Raw genomic sequence first — 24558 nt, 5'->3', positions numbered from 1 at the left:
GCGCGCGTCAGGGGCGTCCCGCCCCCGGGACGGGTGGCATAGTCGCTGGTCATGCGGCGAAATCGGGTGACTCCGGAGAAGCCGGGACATCGCCGGGGGCGGCCCGCGCCCGACGATCACGGCACCGGGACCGGATCTGCACCGAATCTCTCCGTTCGGCGGCGCGGACCGGGCTACGGCAGCTGCAACCGGTCGCCGCCCGCCAGTATCGCTTCGGCGAGGGCGTCCGCCGGGCCCCTGGCCGCGCCGTCCCGCTCCCCGTACAGCAGGACGAAGTCCACCCCGCCCAGTTCCGGCAGCCCGGCCCGGGACGGCATCCGGACCAGGCCAGGCGGGATCATGCCGAGGCTGTGCGCCATCACGCCCAGGCCCGCCCGGGTGGCGGCGATCAGACCGTTCAGGCTGCCGCTCGTACAGGCGACGCGCCAGTCGCGGCCCTGCCGCTCCAGCGCCTCCAGCGCGCGGGCCCGGGTCACCGCGGGCGGCGGGAACACCACCAGCGGAACCGGCTGCCGCGCGTCCAGGCGCATCCGGTCCGTGCCGACCCACACCAGCCGGTCCCGCCAGACGAGCCGGCCGGTCGCCGCCTCCGGGCGGCCGCGCGCCGCACCCGGGCGGCGTTTGGCCAGTACGAGGTCGAGCCGGCCGGCCGCCAGCAGCTCGTGCAGCGTGCCGGACAGCTCGACCGTCAGCTCCAGCTCCACTTCGGGGTGGTCGCGCCGGAACTCCTCCAGCACCTCCGGCATCCGGGTCAGCACGAAGTCCTCCGAGGCCCCGAACCGCAGCCGGCCGCGCAGCCGGGTGCCCGTGAAGAAACCGGCGGCCCGCTCGTTGGCCTCCAGGATGGTGCGCGCGAAGCCGAGCATCGCCTCGCCGTCCTCGGTGAGGTCCACGGCGTGGGTGTCCCGCGCGAACAGCCGGCGCCCGGCCGCTTCCTCCAGCTTGCGCACGTGCTGGCTCACCGTGGACTGCCGCAGGCCGAGACGGTGCGCGGCCTGGGTGAAGCTCAGCGTCTGGGCCACCGCGAGGAACGTGCGCAGCTGCACGGGATCGAACATGGCCCCAGCCTAACCCCGTCATCACACCTCGTGATAGCAGTCAGCACGGTAAGAGGGCTTCCCGATGGGAGCGGGCCCAGGCAGGCTGGAGGGGACACCGTCCGCCTCCTCCCGCACCGAACCCGAAGAGAGACCATGCGCCGCCCTCAGCTCAAGATCCCCTCCTGGCTCCCCGTGGACGGGTTCATCCTGGCCCTCGTGGGCACCGTCGGCCTCGCGGCGCTGCTCCCCGCGCGCGGCACCGCCGCCACCGTCGCGGGCGACGCGTCCACCGGAGCCGTCGCACTGCTCTTCTTCCTGTACGGCGCCCGGCTCTCCACCCGGGAGGCGATGGCCGGGATGCGCAGCTGGCGCCTGCACCTGACGGTCCTGGCCTGCACGTTCGTGGCCTTCCCGCTGCTGGGCCTGGCCGCCCGCGGCCTCGTCCCGTACGTCCTGACGCCGGCCCTGTACACCGGCCTGCTCTTCCTGTGCCTGGTCCCCTCCACCGTCCAGTCCTCGATCGCGTTCACCTCCATAGCGCGCGGCAACGTCGCGGCGGCGATCTGCGCGGGCTCCTTCTCCAGCCTCGTCGGCATCGTCGTCACCCCGCTGCTGGCGGCGCTCCTGCTGGGCGGCGACGGGGGTGGCTTCTCGGCGGACTCCCTGGTCACGATCGTTTTGCAACTGCTGGTGCCGTTCCTCGCCGGTCAGCTGCTGCGCCGCTGGATCGTCGGCTTCATCACCCGCCACAAGAAGATCCTCGGTTTCGTCGACCGCGGCTCGATACTCCTCGTCGTCTACAGCGCTTTCAGCACCGGCATGGTCGAGGGCATCTGGCACCAGGTCTCCGTCTGGCGCCTGCTGGGCCTGCTGGGCGTCGAGGCCGTCCTGCTGGCCCTGATGCTGACGCTCACCTCCTACGGTTCCAAGAAGGCCGGCTTCCCGCGCGGCGACCGGATCGCGATCACCTTCGCCGGCTCGAAGAAGAGCCTGGCCGCCGGACTCCCCATGGCCAGCGTCCTCTTCGGCGCCCAGGCCGGGCTGGCGGTGCTTCCGCTGATGCTGTTCCACCAGATGCAGCTGATGGTCTGCGCGGTCCTCTCGAAGCGGTACGCCGCCCAGGCGGCCGGCCTACCCGACGCGCAGGACCGGCCCGAGGCGCAAGACCGGCCCGACGCGCAGAACCGGCCCGTGCTGAGCGCGGCGCCGCAGGGGTCCACTCGTAGCTCACTACAGAGAAACGAGCAGCCGTGACAGTGCCGGCGGTGACCATTCGCCCCGCAATCCCGGCAGACCTGGACGCCGTGGCCGAGATCTTCGTACTCATGCAGCGGACCCTGGCTGCGCGTCAGGAGGGGTGAGCCCGGGAGCGCCTGGGCCCGGTCTCCTCGTCGTCGTCCACGTCGTCGAGGGGCAGGTGCAGGACGACCGGGCCGTCGACGCGCGCGTTGTCCTCGCGTACCCGGGCCAGTTCGGCGTCGCTCAACGCGCGCCCGTACACGCGCACTTCGTCCAGGTCGCCGGTCAACTGGGAGCGGCTGTCCACCTTCTGCCCCGCGTGGACGCCGAAGACCGAGTTGCGGCTCACGGAGCCCGGCACGTCGGCGGCCGTGCGGGTGTCGGTCCCGTCGACGGTGAGGGCGAGCCGGCCGCCGGCGCGCCGCAGCGCCAGGTGGTGCCACCGGCCGTCGTTGTACGCGGTGGTGGAGGCGACCTCCGCGGTGGCGGCCGGCCGGGCGCCGTCGAGCGCGGTGATGAAGGCGCTGATCCGCTTGCGGGCGGGGTCGCCGCGCAGCGCCACCTGCGGGCTGCGGCTGCCCACGCCGCCCATCCACAGGAAGGGCTGCTCGCCGGAGCCGGCGCGGTAGCGGAACCAGAGGCTGCACGTGAAGTCCCCGCTGCCGAGGGGGAGTGTGGAGCGGAAGGGCAGCCGTACGGCGTCGTCCCGGCCGTCGAAGGAGAGCCCGCCGCCGAAGCGGCCCGGTACCGGGCGGGCGCCGCCCAGGACGAGGGCGGGCCGGGCGTGCCGCCCGCGGTCGTCGGTCGTCGGGTCGGGGGCCCGGCGCGGCCCGAGCCAGTCGTCGGTGAAGCGCGCGAAGCGGATCTCGTCGCGGGCGTCGGCGGCGCCGCCCTCGTACAGCAGGCCGGTCAGGCCGGGGGAGACGGTCACCAGGTCCGAGTAGCCGGACCAGTCGGTGGTGATGCGGGCCCCGCGGTCCACGCCCTCCCAGGTGCGGCCCTCGTCGTACGAGGAGCGGACGGTCATGGTGCGGCGGCGGTCGGGGTCGGCGGGCGCGGCGAACAGCGTACGGGCGGGGCGGTCGGAGTCCCGCCGGGGCGACCGCAGCACGGAGCCCTGCACCATGGGCGCGTACAGGTCGGGCAGTGTGCGGAAGGGCCGGGCGAAGGACGCGCCGCCGTCGTGGCTGACGGCTGCCGTGCGGTGGCCCAGGTCGGTGCCGTCCTGTTCGCGCGCGTTGACGTACACCGTGCCGTCGGATCGTTCCAGCAGGCTCATCTCGGACGGCTTCTGGCGGAACGTGCCGTCGGCGGCGGTCGGATAGCTGTCCACGGCGCCGACCCGCCAGGTGTCGCCGCCGTCGTCGCTGAGCATCAGCGCCGCGTGGTTGGCGGTTATCCGGCCGCCCGCGTGGCTCTCGGCGTTGACGGTGAAGACCAGCCGCCCGGCGTGCCGCCCGCGGGCGAGCTGGATGCCGTGCACCGGCCCGGTCGCGTACCAGGAGTTCCATCCGGCGGGCCGGATAGCGGAGGTCAGGTCGCGGGGCGCGGACCAGGTGGCACCGTCGTCGTCGCTGTACTGGAGGTGCGGGGTGCGGTCGCAGGGGACGTCGCAGTTGCCGGCGTCCGGACGGCCCTTGTTGTAGGTCTCGGCGAGGAGGATGCGGCCGGTCTCGCGGTCGACGATGGGGGCCGGGTTGCCGTGGGTGTCCCCGCCGCCTTCGTTGACGACTTGGAGGGGGCCCCAGGTGCGGCCGCCGTCGGTGGAGCGTTTGAGTACGAGGTCTATGTCGCCGGCGTCGCCGCAGTTGTTGACCCGGCCCTCGGCGAAGGCGAGCAGGGTGCCGTTGGCGGACCGTACGACGGCCGGGATGCGGAAGCACGCGTAGCCGTGCTCCTGCGCCGCTTTGAACAGCACCTGCTGGTCGAAGCCGGTGGCGGGAAAGGCGTTGGTGGGCGTGGTGGAGGGGCGGGCCTGCGCGGTGGCCACCGGGACGAGGACGGCGGCCGCCGTGGCCATCGCGGCCAGGGTGCGGCGCCGGGGACGAGGGCCGCGGCGGGGGGTGCCGCCGGTCCCGGTGGCGGGTCTGTCACGGTGCTTGTCGTGTGCGCGGAACGGTGGCGTCATGTTCCGACCTGCCCTTCGAGGCGTCGGGAGGCGTCGGAGGAGGAGAGAAGGGAGGGAGGGGCGGAGCGGCGGGAGGCAGGGACGGGTGGACATCCGACGTCCTACGTAGGATGTCCCATGTCCTGACTCCGGTGCGCAGGAAGCTACTGGGCCCCCGGCACTGCCACAAGTCACGCGCGGCGCTTCTTCGCACCCGGCCGGATTTCCCTCGTCCGGAGCACGCCGGGCACACCGGTGTGCGTCTCCGGGCCGCGCCGGGCGCTCACGGGCGCAGCACCACCTTGCCGAGGTTGGCGCGGGCCTCGATGATCTCGTGCGCCCGCGCGGCCTCGGCCAGCGGTATCTCGGCGTGTACGGCGGCCCGCAGCCGGCCGGCGAAGAAGTGTTCCCACAGTTCGGCGCCGTGCCGGTCGTACAGCTCCCGGCGGGTGGCGGCGAAGCGGGCCATGGTCAGCCCCGTGATGGTCTTCGATCCGGCGAGGAGGTCGAACGCGGGGACCGTGCCGCCGCCCGAGTTGAAGAACACCAGCCGCCCGCCGGGGGCGAGGGCCGCCACCGCGCGCGGCAGGAGGTCGCCGCCGACGCCGTCGAGGACGATGTCGGCCGGTTCGCCCCAGGACTCGTCCTCGTACGCCACGACCTCGTCGGCGCCGAGCCCGTACAGGAACTCCGCCTTGGCGGCGGAGCCGGCGGCCGCCACGACCCGCGGCACGCCCCGCAGCTTGGCCAGCTGTACCGCCAGGTGCCCGGTGGCGCTGGCCGCGCCCGTGATCAGCACCGACTCCGTGCCGGTGGGGGCGGCGGTGGCCAGCGCGGCGAGCGCGACCTGCCCGCCGCGTACCAGCGCGACGGCGTCCACGCTGCTCGCGCCGTCCGGTATCCGGGCGGCCAGCGCGGCCGGCACGGTGGCGGTCTCGGCGTACGAGCCGGTGAAACTGAGGCCGGTGACGCGGTCGCCGGCCGCGAAGCCGGTGACGTCCGGGCCCAGGCCGACGACCTCGCCGGCGACCTCGCCGCCCAGGACGGCGGGCAGCGGTACGCCGCCGCCCCGGCCGTCGCCGCGCGTCCGGCGCACGGACGGCAGGCTCACGCCGATGGCCTCCGTGCGGACGAGCAGCTCGCCCGGCCCCGGCTCGGGGGCCTCGGCCTCCTCGACCCGCAGGACTTCGGGACCGCCGTACGCGTGGAAGCGGACTCGCCGCATGGGCACCTCCGGGGTGAGGGGCGTGGCCGGGCGCCACGCAGGGGGAACCGCACGGCGGGACCGCCCCAACCGTTGGGTGCCCCAACGATAACAGCATTCGTTGGGGCACCCAACGGAATTCGGTAGGCTGGTGCCATGGCAGAGACCCCGTACGCGCCCGCCCGCATCCGCGCCCTCCCCAGCTGGCTGCTCGGCCGGGCCGCCGCCCGCGGCCACCGGCTCGTCGCCGAGGCGCTGGCCGAGGAAGGCATGCGGATGACGCACCACGCGGTGCTGTCGGCCGTCGGCGAACTGGGCCCGGTGTCCCAGGCGGAACTGGGCCGCAGCACCGGCATCGACCCGAAAGACATGGTCGCGGTCGTCAACGACCTCCAGGCCGACGGCCTGGTCACCCGCACCCCCGACCCGAAGGACCGGCGGAAGAACGCCGTCGGGATCTCGCCCGCGGGGGAGCGCAGGCTGCGCCGTACGGAGAAGCTGGGCGACCGGGCCAACGAGGAGCTGACCGCGGCGCTCACGCCCGCCGAACGCGAACAGCTGATGGCGCTGCTGGCGCGCGTCGCGGAGCCGGGACAGGCAAACTGACGGCCCGCGCCCGCCCGTGACCCGCGGTCAGCCCCGCGCCACCTCCGCGCCCAGGGCCAGACGTTCTTCGCCCGCGTACACGTTCATCGACGTGCCCCGCAGGAAGCCCACCAGCGTCAGGCCGGTCTCGGCGGCCAGGTCGACGGCGAGGGAGGACGGCGCCGAGACGGCGGCGAGCGTGGGGATGCCCGCCATGACCGCCTTCTGGACCAGTTCGAACGAGGCCCGGCCCGACACCATCAGGATGGTGTCGCGCAGCGGCAGCCGCCCGTCCTGGAGGGCGCGGCCGACGACCTTGTCGACGGCGTTGTGCCGGCCGACGTCCTCGCGCACGTCGAGGAGTTCACCGTCCGTGTCGAAGAGCGCGGCGGCGTGCAGCCCGCCCGTCCGGTCGAACACCCGCTGTGCCGCACGGAGCCTGCCGGGCAGCGCGGACAGCGTCGCGGGCGTGATGCGGGCCGCGGCAGCGGGCGCGTCCAGGGACCAGCGGGCGGTGGTGCGGACCGCGTCCAGGCTCGCCTTGCCGCACAGGCCGCAGGACGACGTCGTGTAGACGTTGCGCTCCAGTGTGATGTCCGGGACGGGGACGCCGGGCGCGAGCTGGACGTCCACCACGTTGTACGTGTTCGACCCGTCCTCGGTGGCGCCGGCGCAGTACACGATGTTCGCCAGTTCTTCGGCGCCACCCAGCACGCCTTCGCTGACGAGGAAGCCGGCGGCCAGGGCGAAGTCGTCGCCCGGCGTCCGCATCGTGACGGCGAGCGGCTTGCCGCCGAGGCGGATCTCCAGCGGCTCCTCGCCGACGAGGGTGTCCGGGCGGGCGCTCACGGCCCCGTCGCGGATGCGGATGACGCGGCGCCGCTCGGTGACCCGTCCCATGTCTGATCAGTCCCGTCCGTTCCTGGTGTGCACCGGCTCGCCGGCCGGCGAGCCGGCCTCGCCGCTCCCATTGTCCGGTACGCACGAACTTTCGAAGAGCCGCAACCCTTGAGGTGGCTGGGATGTCTGTGCCCGTATGGAGGAAACCGAGACAGGAGTGCCCCAGGGGAAGCCGCCGGGCCGGAGCCGTCGGCGGCTGGTCACCATGACGGTGCTGGCCGGTGCGGTGCTGGCGACGGGCGTCGCCGGCGCGGTGGCGGCGGCTCGTCAGGAGGCCCCGCCCGGGACGAAGGTGCGGCGGGAGGTGCAGGTGATGCGTGCGCCGAACACGTACTACCTTCCCCTGGCGGGCGGAGCCGCCCGCCCGCCGGCCTTCGACCACGCCTTCGCGGCGGGCGGCAGCGGCAGCGACGAGGAGCGCACGCTCAAGAACGTACGGGCCGTCTTCGACCTCTCCGGCCTCCGGGGGAAAGCGGGCCTGCGGTCGGTCTCCGCGGCCTGCAAGGCGGACGGCCACCTCGTCACCTGCCCGCTCGCCGACTTCTACCAGCGGACCGAACTCACCCCCTTCCAACTGGAGACCGCGCCCGGTGCCAAGAAGGGCGAGAGCGGCTCCGTCCGGCTCACCGTCACCAGCTCCAACGCGCCCGCGGTCCGGCACACCACCCGGGTCGTCGTCGGAGCGCCCGAACTGACCACACGCCGGTTCGCGCCGCGCGAGAAGCTCACCCCCGGCTCGGAACTCGCCTTCACCCCGGCCTTCGGCAACAAGGGAGAGGTACCGCTCGACGAAGGCGTCTCCCTCCAGGTCGTCGCGCAGGGCGCGACCCTCGAAGCCCGCTACGACAACTGCCGTTACGACCGGCTGGACGCGCCGACCAGGGCCCAGTGCGACTTCCCCGCCGGGCTGCCGGCCGGCGCCGCGTTCGAAGTCGCCGACGCCTTCCGGGCCACGATCGGCACCACGGCGACGAGCGGCAGCCTGAGCGCCCAGGTCTGGGGGATCGGCGACCCGCCCGAGTACGCCGGCCTGGGCGGGGACGCCCCGCACGGCACCGGCGCCACGCTGCGACTGCGGCCGGTCGACGGGAGCGGGTTCGGCACCGGGGGCGCGCACTTGGCCTTCCGCACGACGCAGACCACCGACCGGAAGGCGGTGGGCTTCACCATCAAGGGGAGGACCGGCGAGGTGGTGACCACCCAGGTCCCGTCCCCGGGCCGGCTGACGCTGCCCGAGGGCACCACCCTGGTCCCGCTCGGCCCCGGCGAGCAGGACGAGGCTCTGTACTGCGCGCACGAGAAGGGCGGCGAGCAGGAGCGCAGGGCGGAGTGCCCGCAGGGGCCCGACGGGTTCGGCACCAAGCTCCGGGTGCGCATCGACCGGCGGGTCGAGGGCGCGCGGGGCAGCATCACGGTCCCGTACGACCCGGCCGAGGACCCGGACGAGGAGAACAACACCGCGCCGGTCCTGATGGAGTACACCGACGCGCCGTGAAGGACGACGCCGCGGCTACCGGCGGCCGCCGGGCGGCGTCTTCCCGGCGTCCGGCGTCCGCCCGCCGAACGCGCCCGCGTTCGTCCCCGCCCACAGGGCGTCCAGGTCCGCCTGGCGCACCGTGCGCCAGTCCGGGCTGCGCAGGACGAGGGCGTCGCCCAGGCGGCGGCCCAGTTCCATCATCGAGCGGCCCGCGGCGCCGCGGGCGGCGTCGTACGCGGCGGGGACGTCGGCCCAGCTTCCGGCGGCGGCGCAGGCGGCCTCCAGGGCGGTGGCGTCCTGGAGGGCCTTCACCGCGCCGCTGCCGGTGTGCGGGCGGGCGACCGTGGCCGCGTCGCCGGCGAGCAGGACGCGGCCGGCGGCGTAGCGCGGCGCCGTGAAGTCGTACATGGGCTGGATGAACAGCTCGCCGGGGAGGGTGAGGCGCGCCAGCTCGCCCCAGTAGGGCGGCAGGAGGTCGCCGGTGATCTGCGCGAAGTGGGCGTGCAGGATGTCGTCGAGGGAGCCGGGCGGCAGGCTCGTGGGCGTGTCCAGGGCGAGGTCGGCGCCTTGGGGCGGGACGGTGTACAGCGCCCAGTTGACGCGGTGTCCGCTCGCTTCGCCGGGGATGCGGTAGATGACGGCGTGGCCGCCGGGGAAGACGGCGAAGACGGCGTCGTCGGCCGGCCACCGGCCGCCGGGGGCGATTCCGTCGAGTGCGGCCAGCCGTTCGGCGGGGAAGGCGCCGCGCCAGGCGAGGTACCCGGCGTACGCGGGCTGTACGTCGGGGAAGGCGGCGCCGCGCACCACCGAACGGTAGCCGTCCGCGCCGACGACCAGGTCGGCGTGGTGCGTGGTGCCGTCGTCGAGGCGGACGGCGGCGCCGTCGGCCGAGGCCTCGGCCGTGCGGACCGCGCTGCCCCCGTGGAACGCGGTGGTCGCGGGCATCCGGTCGCGCAGCGCGCGCCAGAGGGGGCCCCAGTTGTACGTACGGAACGGCAGGGCGAGTTCCCCCACCAGCCGGCCGAACGGTGCGGCGCCGTCGCGCGTGTACCAGCGGCGGCGGGACAGCTGGAGCCAGGGCATGCCGGCGTCCATGTAGCCCGCGTCGGCCAGTTCGGCGTAGTGGGCGTTGCGCATGCCCAGGCCGACGCCGCGCTCGGCCAGGTCTTCGGCGGCCCGTTCGTACACGGTGACCTCTGCCGCGCCGCCCCGGTGTGCGGCGAGCGCGGCAGCGCAACCGGCGATGCTGCCGCCCACGACGGCGACCTTGCCTCCGTGCATCGGACCCCTGCCCCTCCCGTATCGCGCCGTGGTCCACGGTGGCCCGCGGCGGTCGAGAAAACACATGTTCACAGGTGTTGCCGCTGATGGGGGCATGGGTGCCCGGCAACGGGGTCGCACCCTGGCGGTGCGGGGCCGGGCGGCGGGCGCGCCGGTACGACGCCCCGCCGCCCGGTCGGCTCAGCTGACCGTCACGTCGTTCACGGGGTCGAAGGCGCCGCTCGTCGCCGGCCGCTTCGTGCCGCCGGCTGCCTGGGGCGCGGGGCCGGACTGCGCGCCGGACGGGTTCTGGGCGAGCCGGGCCGTACCGACCCCGTCGAACACCCGCTGGCCGGCGGCGAGCGGCGAGCGGGTGCGGAAGGCGTCGCGGAAGGCGCCGGCGCCCCGCTCGGTGAGGGTGAAGGCGAGCTGCGCCCGTACCTGCCCGCCGCCCATCTTGACGCGTCGGGGGTCGATGCGGAACGCGAGGAAGTCGGTGCGGTGCGCCTTGGAGCCGTTCACGTTGCCGGTGACGTGCCGGTGCGCGAGGTCGCCGCGCAGCGCGTCGACCTTCAGGTGGCGGCCGTCCTTGCGTACGAAGTCGAAGCCGCCCCCGAAGGCGAGGTGCCCGGAGGTGAACCGGGTGTCGAACGAACCGCCCGAGATCGGCGCGGTCACGCACCGGCGCTCGGCCGTGCCGGTGAGCTTCGCCGGTGCCACGGCGGCGAGGCGGACGGCGGCCTTCGCGAGGGCGCGGGTGGCGCCGGGGGCGAGGCAGAAGTCGGCGGTGCCCCCGGCGACCCGCAGTCCCGGGTCCCGGGGTGCGGGCCGGGGGCCTGCCTCGTGGGTGGCGGAGGGCGCGGCCGGGGCGGCGGTCGCGAGGGGGGTTCCGGCGCTCAGCGCCGCGGCGAGGGCGAGGGCGCCGGCGGAGGCGATGGGGAGCAGGCGGCAGCGGTCTGCGGGCATGGTGTGGTGATCCGTTCTTCGTCTGGGTGCCGCCCGCCGGGCGGCGGTACCGGCGGCGGACGGCGGGGCTCTCCCTGTCAGCAGACGTATTGACGGAGAGGCCGCCGCTGTGACGGCTGTGCGGGCGAATCACCCGGATAGCTGGGGCCCGGGGGTGCTCCCGTGCCGTGTCCGGTGCGTGCAGGCGTCCTGTAGGCGGCGTGTAGGCGGCCGCTGGGACGGTCGTGCCGTCACCTCGCGCAGCGCGCCGCCGTCTTCGCGCGCTGCCGCACCCCTCGTGCCACCGTCCGACGCCCGGCCGGTGGCCCCTGCCCACGGGAGAACCGATGCAGCAACACTCTCCGGCGACTCCGGCGACTCCGGCGGCCCTGCCGGTCCGGTACGTCGAGGTCGTCGCGGTCCGGCGGACCTCGCCGCGCATGGTCCGCGTCACCTTCGGCGGGGACGCCCTCGCCGGTTTCCGTCTCGACGGCCCCGACCAGCAGGTCAAGCTGTACTTCCCCCGGCAGGGGCAGCGCGTCCCGCGGCTTCCCGGCCCGCCCGCCGACGGCGACGTGATGCGTTGGTACCAGGCGTTCCACGCCATACCCGAGGACGAGCGGCCCTGGGCGCGCAGCTACACGGTCCGGGCGCACCACCCGCGGCACGACACGATCGACATCGACTTCGTGCTGCACGGTACGGGCGCGGCGGGCGGCCCGGCGACGCGGTGGGCGCGTACCGCAGCGCCGGGGGACGTGCTCGGCATGTTCGGCCCGGCGGCGTACTTCGCCAGGCCCGTCCCGCTCGGCACGGCCGACTGGATGCTGCTCGCCGGGGACGAGACCGCGCTGCCGGCCATCGGCACGCTGGCCGAGTGGCTGCCCGAGGGGGCCCGCGCGGTGGCCTACGTTGAGGTGGCGGACGCGGCGGAGGAGCAGGTGTTCGACACCCGCGGGGACCTGACCGTGCACTGGCTGCACCGCGGCCCGGGAGCGGCCGGGCCCGGCGAGCTGCTGGTACGGGCGGTGCGCGCGGCCCGGTTCCCGGCGGGGTCGGTGTTCGCCTGGCTCGCCGGGGAGGCGGGCGCGGTCCGCGCGCTGCGCCGGCACCTCGTCGGCGACCGGGGCCTGGACAAGCGGGACGTCGAGTTCACCGGCTACTGGCGGCGCGCGTTGAGCCAGGATGACGCGCCGACCGAAGAGGACCTGGCCGAGGCCAGGGAACGGCTGGCCGGCGCGCAGTAGCCGTCAGACGAGGGCGGCGGCTTCCCGCACCGAGAGGCCGCCGCCCCCGGTGTGGGCCCGCCGGTACGCGTCGGTGCCCAGCGCGGTGCGCAGCTCGGCCTCGGCCCGCCGGCGCAGCCGGGCCTCCACCTCGGCGGGCAGCGGCTGGAACCCGAAGCCTTCGGCGGCGGGCGCGTGACGGTCGTACGCGCCCAGCAGGCGGGCGCCGTCCTCCGCCGCGCTCAGGTGGCACATCGCCCAGGCGCCGCAGAGGAACTGGTGGGTGACCAGGTGGGGGGCCACCAGATGCGCCAGGTCGCCGAGCTGCCTGACGGCCTGGCGGAGGTGCGTACGGGCGCGCCCGAAATCCCCGTCGAGACAGTCGAGCCAGCCGTGCAGGCCCGTTACCATGCCCGCGAACAATTCCGGCGTGCCGGTGGTGAACGGCCGCTCTGCCTCCCGCAGTTGCTCGCGGGCGAGAAGGGTGCGGCCGGTCCTGCCGTAGTGCCGGGCCAGCAGCAGCCGCGCCGTGCTCAGCGATTCGCCGGAGGAGGAGCGGGATTCCGTCACCGCCTCCAGCAGTAGTTGCTCGGCTTGTTGAACGCGGGGCGAACAGGACCGGGTGGCGGCAGCGCCATCGCCGTCACCTGCGTACATGCCCTCCAGGCGTACGGCCGCCAACCGCGCCTTGAAGACGGGTACTTGCGTGTGTGCGCCGATCAGTGCCGAACTGTTCATGGCGCGCTCGAAGTCCGCGTCCGCCAGGGCGTACTGCCCGCGCCGTTCGTACGTCTCGCCCCGCGCGGACAGCGACTCGGCGATGCCCCAGTGGTCTCCGGCGTCCTCGAAGAGGGCCAATGCCTCCTCGGCGTCACGCGCGGAGCGGTCCAGCCCGGCGGGGCGGTTGCCGAGCAGCTTGGTGCGCAGCAGCAGCGCCAGGCCCAGGTCCCAGCCGTCGCCCACCTCGCGGCAGTTCCGCACGACCGCGTCGACCGCCTCGTCGGGCCCCGCGAACCCTCCGGTCATCAGCCGGGCGAAGAACCACATGACGCCCGGCTGCCGCGCGGTCTGCGGCAGCCCCGTACGGTACGCGGCCACGATCGACTCCAGGTACGCACGGGCGGGCGGCGGGCCGACGGGCGAGAGGCCGTCCTCCTGCCCGCCGTGGCTCGCCAGCACCAGCAGCCGCACCCCGCGCCGGGCCTCCCACAGCCGTTCCCCCGACCACGGCGGAGGAACCGAGGTGCACCGCTCCGCCAGCGGCCCGGCGGGCCGTACGGGCTCGGCGAACGGGTCGGCCGCGACCCCGGCGACCGCCGCCGACCAGCGCCGGGCGTCCGCCTGGTGGTTGCGCAGCTGCCAGAACCAGCTCATGGACAGGACCAGGCACAGCGCCTCCTGCTCCGCGGCGCGGCCGACCGCCGTGTGCAGCGCGGCCCTGATGTTGCCGTGCTCGGTCTCCAGGCGCTCCAGCCACTCCGCCTGCCGCGGCCCGCGCAGCCCGGCGTCGCCGGTACGGGCCAGCTCCCGGTACGCGGTCAGGTGCCGCAGCTCCACGGCCGGCCGCTCCCCGGATTCCGCGAGCCGCTCCCCGGCGTACTCGGCGACCGTTTCGAGCAGCCGGTACCGCATGCCACGCGGGCTCTCCGGGGCCGCGGTGACCAGCGACTTGTCCACGAGGGAGGCGAGGCCGTCCAGGACGTCGGCCGGTGTGTCAGGGGAGGCCGGACCGGCACACACGTACTCCGCCTCCGCCGCCTCGCAGCCGCCGGAGAAGACGGACAGGCGGCGCAGTACCGCGCGCTCGTCCGCCGTGAGCAGGTCCCAGGACCAGTCCACGACGGCGCGCAGCGTCTGCTGCCGGGGCAGCGCCGTCCGGCTGCCGCCGCGCAGGAGCCGGAACCGGTCGTCCAGCCGCTCCGCGATCTGCCGCGGCGTGAGCGCCCGCAGCCGAGCCGCCGCCAGTTCGAGGGCGAGCGGCAGCCCGTCGAGCCTGCGGCAGATCTCCGCACACGCGGCAGGGTCGTCCTCCGTACGGAATCCCGGGCGCGCGGCGGCACCCCGCTCGGCCAGCAGCCGGAGCGCGCCGTGCGGCGGCAGCGGCTCGACGGGGCGTACCGTCTCGCCCGGTACACCCAGCGGTGCACGGCTGGTGGCCAGCACCGTCACACCCGGGCAGCCGGCCGCCACGGCGTGCGCCAGCTCGGCCGCCGCGCCGATCACATGCTCGCAGTTGTCCAGCACGAGCAGCATCCGCCGCCGCTCGCAGTGCTCCACCAGCTGCGCGAGGGGAGCACGCCCGGACCCGTTGGCCTCGGAGGCGTGCAGTTCGTCGGCGGCGGGGCCGCGCACCAGCGTCTCGCGCCCGCCGAGCGCGGTCAGTACGGCTTCGGGCACGCTCGCCCCGTCCCGTACGGGGGCCAGTTCGGCGATCCAGACGCCGTCGGGCCACCGCGCGCCGTTCGCGGCGGCGGCCGCTTCGGCGGCCTCCAAAGCGAGACGGGTCTTGCCGACACCGCCGGCACCCAGCAGGGTGACGAGCCGACTGGAGGTCAACGCCCGCGAAAGGGCTGCCAGTTCGTCGCTCCGGCCGACGAAGGACGTGAGGCGCGAGCGGAGGTTTCCGCGGGCTGCCCGCGGCTCCGGGGCCGGGGTCCCGGCCAGCAGGTCCGTGTGCAGGGCGCGCAGTTCGGCGCCCGGGTCGGTGCCCAGCTGCTCGGCGAGCCCGGCCCGTACCTCTTCGTACGCCTGCAACGCCTCGGCCTGCCGCCCCGCCGCCGACAGGGCCCGGATGCGCAGCGCCTGGAGCGGCTCGTCCAGCGGCTCCGCCGTGGCCAGCGCCGCCAGCTCGGCCAGCGCGTCCGCCGCCCGGCCCGCCGCGACCTCGGCCGCCAGCCGGGCGCGGCGGGCCTCGCCGTGCCGCCGTTCGGCCCGTACGGCGAGCGGGTCGCCGTCCCGTCCCGGCAGGTCCGCCAGCGCGGGGCCGTGCCAGAGCGCCAGCGCCTCGTCCAGCAGGCCGGCCGCGGTGGCGGGATCGCCGTCGCGCAGGGCGGCCGTTCCCTCCGCCGCCAGCCGCTCGAAGCGGAAGAGGTCGACGGCGTCCGGCTCCGCCGCCAGCGCGTAACCGCCGGGCGACGAGGCCACCGCAGGGCCGCCGAGCGCCCGGCGCAGGCGCCCCACCAGCGCCTGGAGCGCCGCGGGGGCGTCCGCGGGCGGTTCCTCGTCCTCGCCCCACACCTGCGCGATCAGCTGGTCGGCCGGTACCGGGCGCCCGCCGCCGGCCGCCAGCGCGACCAGCAGCGCGCGCAGCCGCGCTCCCTTGAGCGGCACCTCGGTGCCATCGGGGCGGAGCGCCTGCGTGGCGCCGAGAACGCGGTAACGGTAGATCACCGGACCATTGTCCCCGGCCGCCGCCCGCACGCTTTGTCCTCGGGCGGGAGAAAGTAGGTGAGGATACCGACCGTACTTCTTCCCTGTACGGCCGATCACGTGCTCGTCCTGCGCGAAGGCCGGCTCGTCCACGAAGACCGCGCGGCGGCGCTGGACGAACACCGGGTGCTCGACCTCGTCATGGCGAGGAGCGCCGCGGGGCGTGCCGGCACCCCGCGAGGAGACCGGCCATGAGCACCTCCGAGGCGGCAGAGCCGCGCCCGTCCCCCGTACGCGGCCGGCCCGGCGCCCGCGCCGACGTGCGCAACCTCTCCCTGCTCGGCGTGCTCGCCGCGCTGGTGGCCGTCGGCGCCCTCACCGCGCCCTAGCAGCGGCCGCGTCGGCACCCTGCGGCACGTACGCGCCAGCTACCTCCAGGACTGGCTGGTCGACCCCGAGGCGCCCGTACCTGGAAGCGTGGTGGCCGCCCTGCCACGGCCTCGGCTACGAGCACACCTTCGTCCACCGGGCGCGCGACCTCGTGCACGCCATCGCCGGCGGCACCGAGCCGGAACCTTCCTTCGCGGACGGGCTCCAGGTGCAGCGCGTGCCGGCCGCCGTGGAGGACAGCGTCGCCAGGAACTGTGCGTACACACCCGTGCCCCCGGCCGTGGCTGACTTCCCCGCCTGACGCACCGCCCCCTCTTGTCAGCCGCGACTCCTCACCGGATCGTTTCCTCGCGCCCGCCCTTCCCGCCGCCCGCCCGTCCGTACCGCCGCCTGCCCGCCCGTCCGTACCGAGGAGGCCCGTATGGCCAGACCGTTCACGCTCTTCACCGGACAGTGGGCGGACCTGCCCCTGGAGGAGGTCTGCCGCCTCGCCCGCGACTTCGGCTACGACGGACTCGAACTCGCCTGCTGGGGCGATCACTTCGAAGTCGACCGGGCGCTGACCGAGCCCGGCTATCTGGCCACCCGCGGCCAGCTGCTCGACAAGTACGGACTCAAGTGCTGGGCCATCTCCAACCATCTGGTGGGGCAGGCCGTCTGCGACGCGATCATCGACGAGCGGCACCGCGCCGTCCTGCCCGCCCGCGTCTGGGGCGACGGCGAGCCGGAAGGCGTACGGCGCCGGGCCGCCGCCGAGCTGGCCGGCACCGCGCGCGCCGCAGCGGCCTTCGGCGTACGGACCGTCGTCGGCTTCACCGGTTCGGCCATCTGGCACCTGGTCGCCATGTTCCCGCCCGTACCGCCGTCGATGGTCGAAGCCGGCTACGCGGACTTCGCGGAACGCTGGGGGCCCGTCCTGGACGTCTTCGACGCGGAAGGCGTGCGCTTCGCCCACGAGGTGCACCCCGGCGAGATCGCCTACGACTACTGGACCACCCGCCGCGCCCTGGAGGCGGTCGGCCACCGGCCCGCCTTCGGCCTCAACTTCGACCCCAGCCACTTCGTCTGGCAGGACGTCGACCCGGTCGGTTTCCTGTACGACTTCCGCGACCGGATCTACCACGTGGACTGCAAGGAGGCGCGGCGCCGGCTGGACGGCCGCAACGGCCGCCTCGGCTCCCACCTGCCCTGGGGCGACCCGCGCCGCGGCTGGGACTTCGTCTCCGCCGGGCGCGGCGAGGTGCCCTGGGAGGACGTCTTCCGGATGCTGCGCTCGATCGGTTACGAGGGCCCGGTGTCGGTCGAATGGGAGGACCCGGGCATGGACCGCCTCCAAGGCGCCCCCGAAGCACTGGCCCACCTCAGGAAGTACGACTACGAGCCGCCCGCCGCCGCCTTCGACGCGGCGTTCGGCGCGGACCCGACCGGCGCCTGAACTCGGCCCCGGGCCGCCAGGCCGGGTGACACCGCCGCCCACCCACCCGCAAGGGAGGCACCGTGCACCGAAGACCCCGCCGAGGCGCCCCGCGTCCGGCATTCGCCCTGCGTCCGGCATTCGCTCTGCGTCCGGCACTCGCCCTGTTCGCGAGCGCGCTGCTGGCCGCAGCGTCCCTGTCCCTGGCCGGCGTGCCGGCCGCCACCGCCGCGCCCGCCGCCCCAGCCCCAGCGGCCGAGGACTTCCAGCAGGTCACCCTCGCCAAGGGCGAACCCGAGATGGGCGAGCCGATGTCGCTCGCCGTACTGCCCGACCGGCCCGTGCTCCACACCTCGCGCGACGGCACGGTCCGCCTCACCGACGCCGGCGGCTTCACCAAAGCGCCCCCCGGCGGCATCGCAGCGGTCAAGGAACTCGGCGCGCGGCACGGCTTCGCCGTGGACGCCACCGAGGACGCCGCCGACTTCCACCGCCTACGCGCAACACTCCCCGCCCCGGCCGCCGACGCCCTCGGCCTGACCCTGGACATCGGCCACTGCCAGTGCCTGGAACCCGAGCCGCCCGCCGCATGCGTACGCGCGGCCGCGCCCTGGCTGCGCCACGTCCAGATCGAGGACATGCGACGCGGCGTGCACGAACATCTGCCGTTCGGCGACGGCGAGATCGACTTCCCACCGGTCCTGGCGGCGCTCAAGGACGTCGGCTACCAGGGACTGATCAGCGTCGAGCTGCCCCGCCACTCCCACGCGGGCCCGGGACTCGCCCGCACCTCACTCTCTTTCCTGCGCGCCGCCGACCCCTTACGGCCGCCGGGCACGCGATCCGTGTCCGCCCCGAGCGCGGGAGGAACGCGATGCTGACACCGGACGAGTGGATGGCCCAGCTCCACACGGCCCTGCGCGCCCGGCTCGGCGGCGCCGCCCGCGCCTGGCTCGACGAAGCACTGGCCGAAGCCCACGCCGAAGCCACAGCCCACCGCTACCCCGAGCCCACCAGCCGGCCTGATCGCATCGGCCAGCCTGATTCCACCGGCCACCCCGAGCCAACCGGCTACCCCGCGCCGACCGGCCAACCCGCGCCGACCGGCCAGGGCGCGCCGACCAACACCGCATCCCCCAACGGCGCCACCCCGTCCCCGTCCCCCTCCCCCTCCCGCTCCTACACCGCCTACGCCCTCCCCGTGTGGGAGATGCGCTTCGTCTCGGCAGGCCGGCAGTGCACCCGCCGTGAGCCGCCGCACGCCCGGGACCCGGAGGCCGCCGAGGCCGCCCGCATCCTGCTCCTGCACACGGCCGGCGCCGACGCCCGTACCGTCACCCGGCTCTACGAGCACGGCACCGCCGCCGAACGCCGCGCCGTGCTCGTGGCGCTGCCCCACCTCGGCCTCGGCCCGAGCGCCCGCCCGCTCGTCGAGGACGCGCTGCGCACCAAAGACACCCGGCTGGTCGCCGCCGCCGTGGGCCCGTACGCCGCCTGCCACCTCGACCCGCACGCCTGGCGGCACGCCGTATTGAAGTGCCTGTTCACCGGCGTCCCGGTGACAGCCGTGGCAGGTCTGGCCGAACGCGCCCGCGGCGACAGGGAGTTGGCCCGCATGCTCGCCGACTACGCCCGTGAGTGCACCGCCGCGCACCGCCCCGTACCCACCGACCTCCAGCGTGTGCTGGCCCTCACCGCCCCATAGGCGTCCTCCCCCTCATCCGCCTCTCCCCTCCGGCACGCGAGGAGTCCCGATGCGCATCTACCCGGCCGCCAACACCGCCGGCTCCCTGTCCACCGCCCGCCGCTCCGCCTGCCATCTGCGCGGCTTGCCCGCTTCACACGACTGAGCCGGTCACCCGTGCCGGGTAGTGTGCACGGGATCAGCACTACCCGACCGGGGCGACCGGTACGACGAGGATGGGCGAGACGCACATGAGCGAGGGGACCGCACCGGAGGCGGGCGACGCGACCTCCGTCACCGACGAGGCGGCGCGCGAGCGCCTGATCTACCTGCGCGGCAGCATCGACAACCTGGACGCCGCGCTGGTGCACCTGCTCGCCGAGCGGTTCAAGTGCACCCAGCAGGTCGGCGAGCTCAAGGCCCGCCACAACCTCCCGCCTGCCGACCCGGCCCGCGAGGCCACCCAGATCGCCCGGCTCCGCAAACTGGCCGAGGACGCCAGACTGGACCCGGCTTTCGCCGAGAAGTTCTTGAACTTCATCATCGGGGAAGTGGTTCGGCACCATAAGGCGATCGCGAACCAGGGCTCCCCGGCCCCCGAGGCGACCGCGGAGCGCGCCGCGGAGCCCACCGGCCGGGTCGCCGAGCGCTGACGGTCCCGGGCCGAGGCGGCCCGGGCGGGGCCGCCGAGCCCGGTGCTGCGGGGCTCATAACCTGCGCTTATGTCCACAGTGGATACGCAGGTGAAACCCACTCCGAAACCTTGGTATTGTTGTCCATGTCGCCGCGGGGAACACCCCGCGAAGACCACACCTAGTCCGGGTGGCGGAATGGCAGACGCGCTAGCTTGAGGTGCTAGTGCCCTTTATCGGGCGTGGGGGTTCAAGTCCCCCCTCGGACACCAGCAAACCAGCAGAGACCCCAGTTCATCTGGGGTCTTTCTGTTTCTTCGGCTGTGGCGTGACCAACTGCGTGACCAACAGCCCAGAAGGTTCCCCGGCGGGGACCTCGCACCCTCTCCTCTCACTAATGGCCCGCCCGAGCAGGCCACGGGCTGTGCCCCGGGCCACGCTGAGGGTGAGGAAGGCGACTGCGGCCACAGATCCTGGTCGCTTCCGGTTCTGTGTTCGGCACGGACGTTTGTGCCTGTCTTCTGGGAGCACCCATGGACACGTCTTCCGCCCCTCGCCGCGCCTCGGTCCGCGCCAGGCGCTGCCGCCGGCAATGGTGCTCCGGCGCAGTCCTCGCCATTGCCCCAGCACTCGCCTACGGCCCGACGGCCACCGTCCCCGCGCATGCCTTCGGTCCCGGACCGCACAAGGAGATCACCACGGCAGCTATGCCGAAAGGACCCGTCTGCACTGTGACAACGCGGACTACCTGAACGCCGCCTCCTACCCGCGCAGCAGGCACCAGGCCACCGGCGAACTTCTTGCCTGCGTCGAGTCCGCCGTCGAACGGTTCCACAAGGCGGTGACCGCCGCCGACAAGCTCGTCAACTCCCAGGGCCACATCAACACCGCGCATGTCGCCCTGAACCGCCTGTGTGTGTACGACGACAAACCCGGCCGTGCCAAGTGCGAGGTTTTCGAGAACCTCGGCCGCGCCTGGCACCCCATCGAGGACTTCTACTCCCACAGCAACTGGGCCGATCAGGCGGACACGACGCGGAAGATCGGCGTGGACAATCCGCCCGGGCTGCACCAGAAAGGGGTCCCTGCCTTCTTCGGCCTGCGCGCCTACAGCCGCCAGGCCCCGGCCAAGTGGAAGGCCGACGCGGCCAAGGCCGTCGACCCGAAGCTGACCACCGGCTGCGTTCCCGGCGAGTACGAGTCCGACGGGACGAAGGTCGAAAACTGCAACGGCCGCATCGCTCACTACGACACCAACGGCAAGGGCGGCCTCAGCAAGGACGGGGAGGGCAGCTCCCGCTCCAAGATTGCTCATAACTATCAGAACGCCAGAAATGGGGCGATCAACGACATCGAGCGTCAGTGGAAGGACTTTCAGGGCGAGCTTCTCGCCACCTACGCCTCAAACGGGCGCGGCAAGAAGATGATCTGCGCCCTCACCCACGACGCACCAACCGACTCCACGTGCTCGTAGGCGGTCCGTAGGGGGCCCACCGGCAAGCCGCCCGCCCCAGTGATCCGGAAAGCCGCCTAGCGCGGTCCCAAGCTGCGGGGCGCGGGAATCTTTCGTTGGCGGGCCGCGATGTGGTGCGGGGCTGTGGGTCCGTGGGGTGGTTGGGGTGGGGTGCGTGGGCGGGGGGAAAGGGGCTGTTGGTGCGGTGGGGGAATGGATGTGGAGGGGTGAGGTCGGGATTTGATTACCTGGAGTCAGGGTTTTGGGTGAGGTTGGGTGGAGTGCTGGTGAGGGAATGGGGGGCTCCTGAAATTGTTTCCCTGGCGGAGCCTTCGAAGGGTGTGGGCGAGGTAATGTTGGTGGAATAAGGAACATGTTAGGGCGGAGCGGACCGGTGCCGGGGTGCGGACGCGGGCGGTGGCTGTTCCGGGGGCCTGGGAAATCGGCCTGTGCGCATTTCTTGTGACCGTTGGAGCGGAAGGGTCGGTCGCGACTGGTTACCTGTCCAACTGAACACGCGAGTCCGGATACGGGGGTGAAGCCGGCTCATGAGGTTGGTCGAACGGGACACGGAGCTCTCCGTCCTGGAGGGCATGCTCGACGCCTGCGTCGGCGGGCGCGGGGGAGTGGCGTTGGTCAGCGGCGCCGTGGGCAGCGGGAAGACGGCGTTGCTGCGCGCCTTCCGGGAGCGGGCCGCGCCGACAGGGGCGTTGTGGTTGCAGGCCACGGCGGTCGGCGCCGAGAAGGACGTACCGCTGCGGGTGGCGGGCCAGCTGATGCGTACCGCGGAGGCGGCGGGCGCGAGCGGGGAGCCGGCGGGGTGGCCGCCTCCGGTGGTCGCGGGCGGGGCGCCGGCGCGGGCGGCCGAGGGGGGAATTCCCGCGGAGGTGGCCGTCGAGTTCTTTCCGCGGTGGAGTGGGATCCTGTTCGCACAGGCCAGGAACAGGCCGGTCGTGGTGTGTATCGACGACGTGCACCAGGCCGATGCTTATTCACTGGAATGTGTGTTGCATATGGTGCGGCGGCTGGATGTCAGCCGGATTCTTGTGGTGCTCGGGGAGAGCGTCGGCTCTGATTGGGAAGATAATAAGACGCGGCAGGAATTGCTGATGCGGCCGGCGTGCCGTTTCGTGCAGGTCGGTCCGTTGCCGCGGGACGGTGTCGTCGCCATGACGGCCGCCGGGCAGAAAGGGCGGCGGTCCGCGCCGCCGGTTTCGGAATTCCACCGGCTGAGCGGGGGCAGCCCGCTGCTCGTGCGGGCGCTGCTGGACGACTACGAGGACGTGGGCCGGGCCGGGGACGCCGGGGGCGCGGGGCTGGTGCCGGGGGCGGCGTACGAGCGCGCCGTGGCGCTGTGCCTGAACCGCTGCGACGCGCTCACCCGCCGTACCGCCTGGGTCCTGGCGGTGCTCGGGCCGCAAGCCGAGCAGGTGGAGCCGGCCGAGGTGCTCGGGGTGCCGCGGGCGGCGGCCGAGCGCAGCCTGCGGGGTCTGCACCGGATGGGGCTGCTCGCCGGGGGCCGGTTCCGCCACGCGTGCGGCCGGGCGGCGGTGCTGCGCCGGGCGGAGCCGCCGGGCTGCGGCCGCTTGCAGGCGCGCGTCGCCCGGGTGCTGTACGAGCACGGGGCCCCGGCGGCCGTACTGGCGCGCCATCTGATCGCGGCGGAGCCCGTCGACGCCCCGTGGGTGCTGCCCACGCTGTTGGAGGCGGCCGAGTCCGCGCTGGCTCGCAACGACGTGGGGCCCGCGCTGGACTGCCTGCGGGCGGCGCGGGACGCGTGCTCGGACGAGCGGCAGGTGCTCGAGGTCAGGGTCGCGCTGATGCGCGCCGGGTGGCGGGTCGACCCGTCCTCTGCCGTACGGCACCTGCCGGCGCTCACCGATGCCGCGCTCGCCGGGCGGCTCACCGCGCGGGACGCGAAGGCGCTGGTCGGCCACCTGCTGTGGTTCGGCAGGGCCGATGAGGCCCTTGAGGTGCTGCGGGCCGCGGACGAGCAGCGGGAAGGGGAGAAGAGGGAAGGGGAGGGTGTGGCGGGGGGAGGGGTGCCCGGAGAGAGGGCGCCGGGAGGTGGGGTGCGGAGCGTGTGGGATCTCGCCCGTCTCTGGTGTGCTTACGGGTATCCGGGGCCGGGGCGTTCCTGCCGGGCCGCGGTGGCGGGCGGGGCGTACCGGAACCGGAGCGAGGCGGCCGGTGGGGCGGGCCCGACGGCCGAGCAGGGCACCCAGCAGCGGGCGCTGGCGCTGATGGCCTCCGTGCTGGACCAGCAGGCGGCCGGGGACGTGGTCGCCCGTGCGGAGCGGATACTCCACGAGACCCGGCCCGAGGACCGGACCCCGGCGGCGGGGCTGGCCGCCCTGGTGGCCCTCGTCGTCGCCGACGGGCTGCGGGAGGCGGCGCGCTGGTGCGACATCCTGCTCGCGGAGGCGCGGGAGCGCCGGACGCCGATGTGGCAGGCGCTGTTCGCCTCGGTGAAGGCGTTCATCGAGATCAGGCTCGGCGAGCTGGCCGCGGCGGAGGAGTCGGCGCACACCGCGCTCACCGTCGTACCGCCCGAAGGCTGGGGGGCGGCCGTCGCCGTCCCGGTCGCCGCGCTGCTGTACGCGAAGGCCGCCATGGGGCGGCTGGACGAGGCGGCGGCCCATCTGCTGGTCCCCGTGCCCGACGCGGCGTTCCGGACGCCCGGCGGGCTGCTGTATCTCTGGGCGCGCGGTCACTACCACCTCGCCGCCGGCCGGCCGTACGCCGCTTTGGAGGACTTCCACCGGTGCGGGGACCTGATGGCGCGGTGGGATCTCGACCTGTCCGAGCTGGTGCCGTGGCGGGCCGACGCCGCGCGGGTGTACGTGTCGCTGGGCGACGACCGCCGCGCCAGGCCGCTGTTGGAGGAGGAGCTGACCCGGCCGGGGGCCCGTCGGCCGTGGACGCGGGGCGTCGCGTTGCGAGGGCTGGCTGCGCTGGCCGAGAAGGGGGACCGGCCGCGGGTGCTCGGCGAGGCCATGGATCTCCTCCAGCAGAGCGGTCACCGGCTGGAGTTGGCGTACGCCATGGCGGAACTGTCGTACGCCTACTGGGACATGAACGACGGCAGCCGGGCGCGGGTGGCGGCGCGCAAGGCGCAGCAGCTGATGCGGGAGTGCGGCATCAGGTCGCCCGTCCTGAAGGCTTCGCCGGTCGGCGCGGCGGGTTCCTACGCGTCCGGACGGCCCACGGCGGGCGGCGCCGCCCGGCCGGCCGCCGAGCTGAGCGGCGCGGAACAGCGCGTGGCGGCGCTCGCCGCGCGTGGTTACACCAACCGGCAGATCGCGGGGGCGCTGTTCATCACGATCAGTACCGTCGAGCAGCACCTGACCCGCGCGTACCGCAAGCTGGGCGTGCAGCGCCGTACCGATCTGGCGACGCGGCTCAAGCAGGACGGTGCGGACGGGGCCGGGTTGGACGGGTGCGGGGACGGTCCGGCGCGCGACTGCCTGCGCGCCGGGTGAGCGGTGCGCGGACGCGGGCGCGCGCCGACCGGCGCGAGGGTGCCGTCCGGTGACCGGCCGGTGCGGGCCGTGCGGCGTGGGGTGCGGCAGTGGGCATTGCGCGGTTGGACGCTCCGGCGAGGGCGTGTGGAATGATTGAGCGCGACATCAC

The 24558-nt window shown here is 74.3% G+C and carries 19 protein-coding genes, 1 tRNA gene and 1 pseudogene; 14 read left to right on the top strand and 7 right to left on the bottom strand.

Annotated features, from left to right (window positions below; all coding sequences use genetic code 11):
- Nucleotides 1–173: 173 nt before the first annotated feature.
- Nucleotides 174–1058, bottom strand: a complete 885-nt coding sequence (locus ACH4OW_RS09655; RefSeq protein WP_360123750.1) for a LysR substrate-binding domain-containing protein — start codon at nt 1056–1058, stop codon at nt 174–176.
- Between the two features lie 135 nt (nt 1059–1193).
- On the opposite strand from ACH4OW_RS09655, the gene ACH4OW_RS09650 reads away from it, so the two are divergent.
- Nucleotides 1194–2294, top strand: a complete 1101-nt coding sequence (locus ACH4OW_RS09650; RefSeq protein WP_398026349.1) for a bile acid:sodium symporter family protein — start codon at nt 1194–1196, stop codon at nt 2292–2294.
- A gap of 94 nt (nt 2295–2388) precedes the next feature.
- On the opposite strand, the gene ACH4OW_RS09645 is transcribed toward ACH4OW_RS09650, so the two are convergent.
- Complete coding sequence (locus ACH4OW_RS09645) at nt 2389–4407, bottom strand: exo-alpha-sialidase (protein WP_398026347.1); 2019 nt, start codon at nt 4405–4407, stop codon at nt 2389–2391.
- A 262-nt stretch (nt 4408–4669) separates the two neighbouring features.
- The gene (locus ACH4OW_RS09640; RefSeq protein WP_398026345.1) at nt 4670–5611 is read right to left on the bottom strand and encodes a zinc-binding alcohol dehydrogenase family protein; all 942 of its coding nucleotides are present in this window, start codon (nt 5609–5611) and stop codon (nt 4670–4672) included.
- A 135-nt stretch (nt 5612–5746) separates the two neighbouring features.
- Here ACH4OW_RS09640 and ACH4OW_RS09635 point away from each other — a divergent pair, with 135 nt between their 5' ends.
- Complete coding sequence (locus ACH4OW_RS09635; protein ID WP_398026343.1) at nt 5747–6196, top strand: MarR family winged helix-turn-helix transcriptional regulator; 450 nt, start codon at nt 5747–5749, stop codon at nt 6194–6196.
- A gap of 27 nt (nt 6197–6223) precedes the next feature.
- Here the strand turns inward: ACH4OW_RS09635 and fdhD are convergent, their stop codons facing one another.
- Entirely contained in the window at nt 6224–7075 is an 852-nt protein-coding gene (gene fdhD, locus ACH4OW_RS09630; protein WP_398026341.1) for a formate dehydrogenase accessory sulfurtransferase FdhD, read from the bottom strand.
- Between the two features lie 136 nt (nt 7076–7211).
- Here fdhD and ACH4OW_RS09625 point away from each other — a divergent pair, with 136 nt between their 5' ends.
- A complete protein-coding gene (locus ACH4OW_RS09625) occupies nt 7212–8570 on the top strand; it encodes a hypothetical protein (protein ID WP_398026339.1) in 1359 nt (452 codons plus the stop codon).
- 15 nt (nt 8571–8585) lie between these two features.
- On the opposite strand, the gene ACH4OW_RS09620 is transcribed toward ACH4OW_RS09625, so the two are convergent.
- The gene (locus ACH4OW_RS09620) at nt 8586–9833 is read right to left on the bottom strand and encodes an FAD-dependent monooxygenase (RefSeq protein WP_398026337.1); all 1248 of its coding nucleotides are present in this window, start codon (nt 9831–9833) and stop codon (nt 8586–8588) included.
- 180 nt (nt 9834–10013) lie between these two features.
- Entirely contained in the window at nt 10014–10778 is a 765-nt protein-coding gene (locus ACH4OW_RS09615; RefSeq protein WP_398026335.1) for a hypothetical protein, read from the bottom strand.
- A gap of 326 nt (nt 10779–11104) precedes the next feature.
- Between ACH4OW_RS09615 and ACH4OW_RS09610 the strand changes: the two genes are divergently transcribed.
- On the top strand, nt 11105–12004 hold the full coding sequence (locus ACH4OW_RS09610; RefSeq protein ID WP_398026333.1) for a siderophore-interacting protein: 900 nt from the start codon (nt 11105–11107) through the stop codon (nt 12002–12004).
- A gap of 3 nt (nt 12005–12007) precedes the next feature.
- Here the strand turns inward: ACH4OW_RS09610 and ACH4OW_RS09605 are convergent, their stop codons facing one another.
- Nucleotides 12008–15373 (bottom strand): BTAD domain-containing putative transcriptional regulator, encoded by a 3366-nt coding sequence (locus tag ACH4OW_RS09605; protein WP_398026331.1) that lies wholly within the window; start codon nt 15371–15373, stop codon nt 12008–12010.
- Between the two features lie 57 nt (nt 15374–15430).
- Between ACH4OW_RS09605 and ACH4OW_RS09600 the strand changes: the two genes are divergently transcribed.
- From ACH4OW_RS09600 to ACH4OW_RS09555, 10 genes and pseudogenes are all read left to right on the top strand, one after another.
- Nucleotides 15431–15607, top strand: a complete 177-nt coding sequence (locus ACH4OW_RS09600) for a hypothetical protein (RefSeq protein ID WP_398026657.1) — start codon at nt 15431–15433, stop codon at nt 15605–15607.
- Nucleotides 15604–15741, top strand: coding sequence for a hypothetical protein (locus ACH4OW_RS09595; protein WP_398026655.1), 138 nt, complete (start codon nt 15604–15606; stop codon nt 15739–15741). The genes ACH4OW_RS09600 and ACH4OW_RS09595 overlap by 4 nt, the downstream gene beginning before the upstream one ends.
- A gap of 65 nt (nt 15742–15806) precedes the next feature.
- Nucleotides 15807–16043: pseudogene (locus ACH4OW_RS09590) on the top strand (gfo/Idh/MocA family oxidoreductase); the annotation flags it as partial.
- Nucleotides 16044–16163: 120 nt separating this feature from the next.
- Entirely contained in the window at nt 16164–17177 is a 1014-nt protein-coding gene (locus ACH4OW_RS09585; RefSeq protein ID WP_398026329.1) for a sugar phosphate isomerase/epimerase family protein, read from the top strand.
- A gap of 62 nt (nt 17178–17239) precedes the next feature.
- Entirely contained in the window at nt 17240–18037 is a 798-nt protein-coding gene (locus tag ACH4OW_RS09580; protein WP_398026327.1) for a TIM barrel protein, read from the top strand.
- Complete coding sequence (locus tag ACH4OW_RS09575) at nt 18031–18861, top strand: EboA domain-containing protein (protein ID WP_398026325.1); 831 nt, start codon at nt 18031–18033, stop codon at nt 18859–18861. Before ACH4OW_RS09580 ends, ACH4OW_RS09575 begins: the two co-directional genes overlap by 7 nt.
- Nucleotides 18862–19091: 230 nt before the next feature.
- Nucleotides 19092–19493 carry a chorismate mutase gene (locus ACH4OW_RS09570; protein ID WP_398026323.1) on the top strand — a complete coding sequence of 134 codons (402 nt, stop codon included), beginning with the start codon at nt 19092–19094 and terminating at the stop codon, nt 19491–19493.
- Between the two features lie 163 nt (nt 19494–19656).
- Nucleotides 19657–19744 (top strand) — tRNA-Leu (locus tag ACH4OW_RS09565).
- 569 nt (nt 19745–20313) lie between these two features.
- Complete coding sequence (locus ACH4OW_RS09560; RefSeq protein ID WP_398026321.1) at nt 20314–20946, top strand: hypothetical protein; 633 nt, start codon at nt 20314–20316, stop codon at nt 20944–20946.
- A gap of 527 nt (nt 20947–21473) precedes the next feature.
- Nucleotides 21474–24407, top strand: coding sequence for an AAA family ATPase (locus ACH4OW_RS09555; RefSeq protein ID WP_398026319.1), 2934 nt, complete (start codon nt 21474–21476; stop codon nt 24405–24407).
- The last annotated feature ends 151 nt before the right edge of the window (nt 24408–24558 follow it).

The sequence above is a fragment of the Streptomyces sp. NPDC017056 genome (assembly GCF_044332485.1).
Taxonomy (GTDB): domain Bacteria; phylum Actinomycetota; class Actinomycetes; order Streptomycetales; family Streptomycetaceae; genus Streptomyces.
The sequence above is the reverse complement of the archived record's forward strand: the minus strand, read 5'-3'. Positions and strand labels throughout refer to the sequence as shown.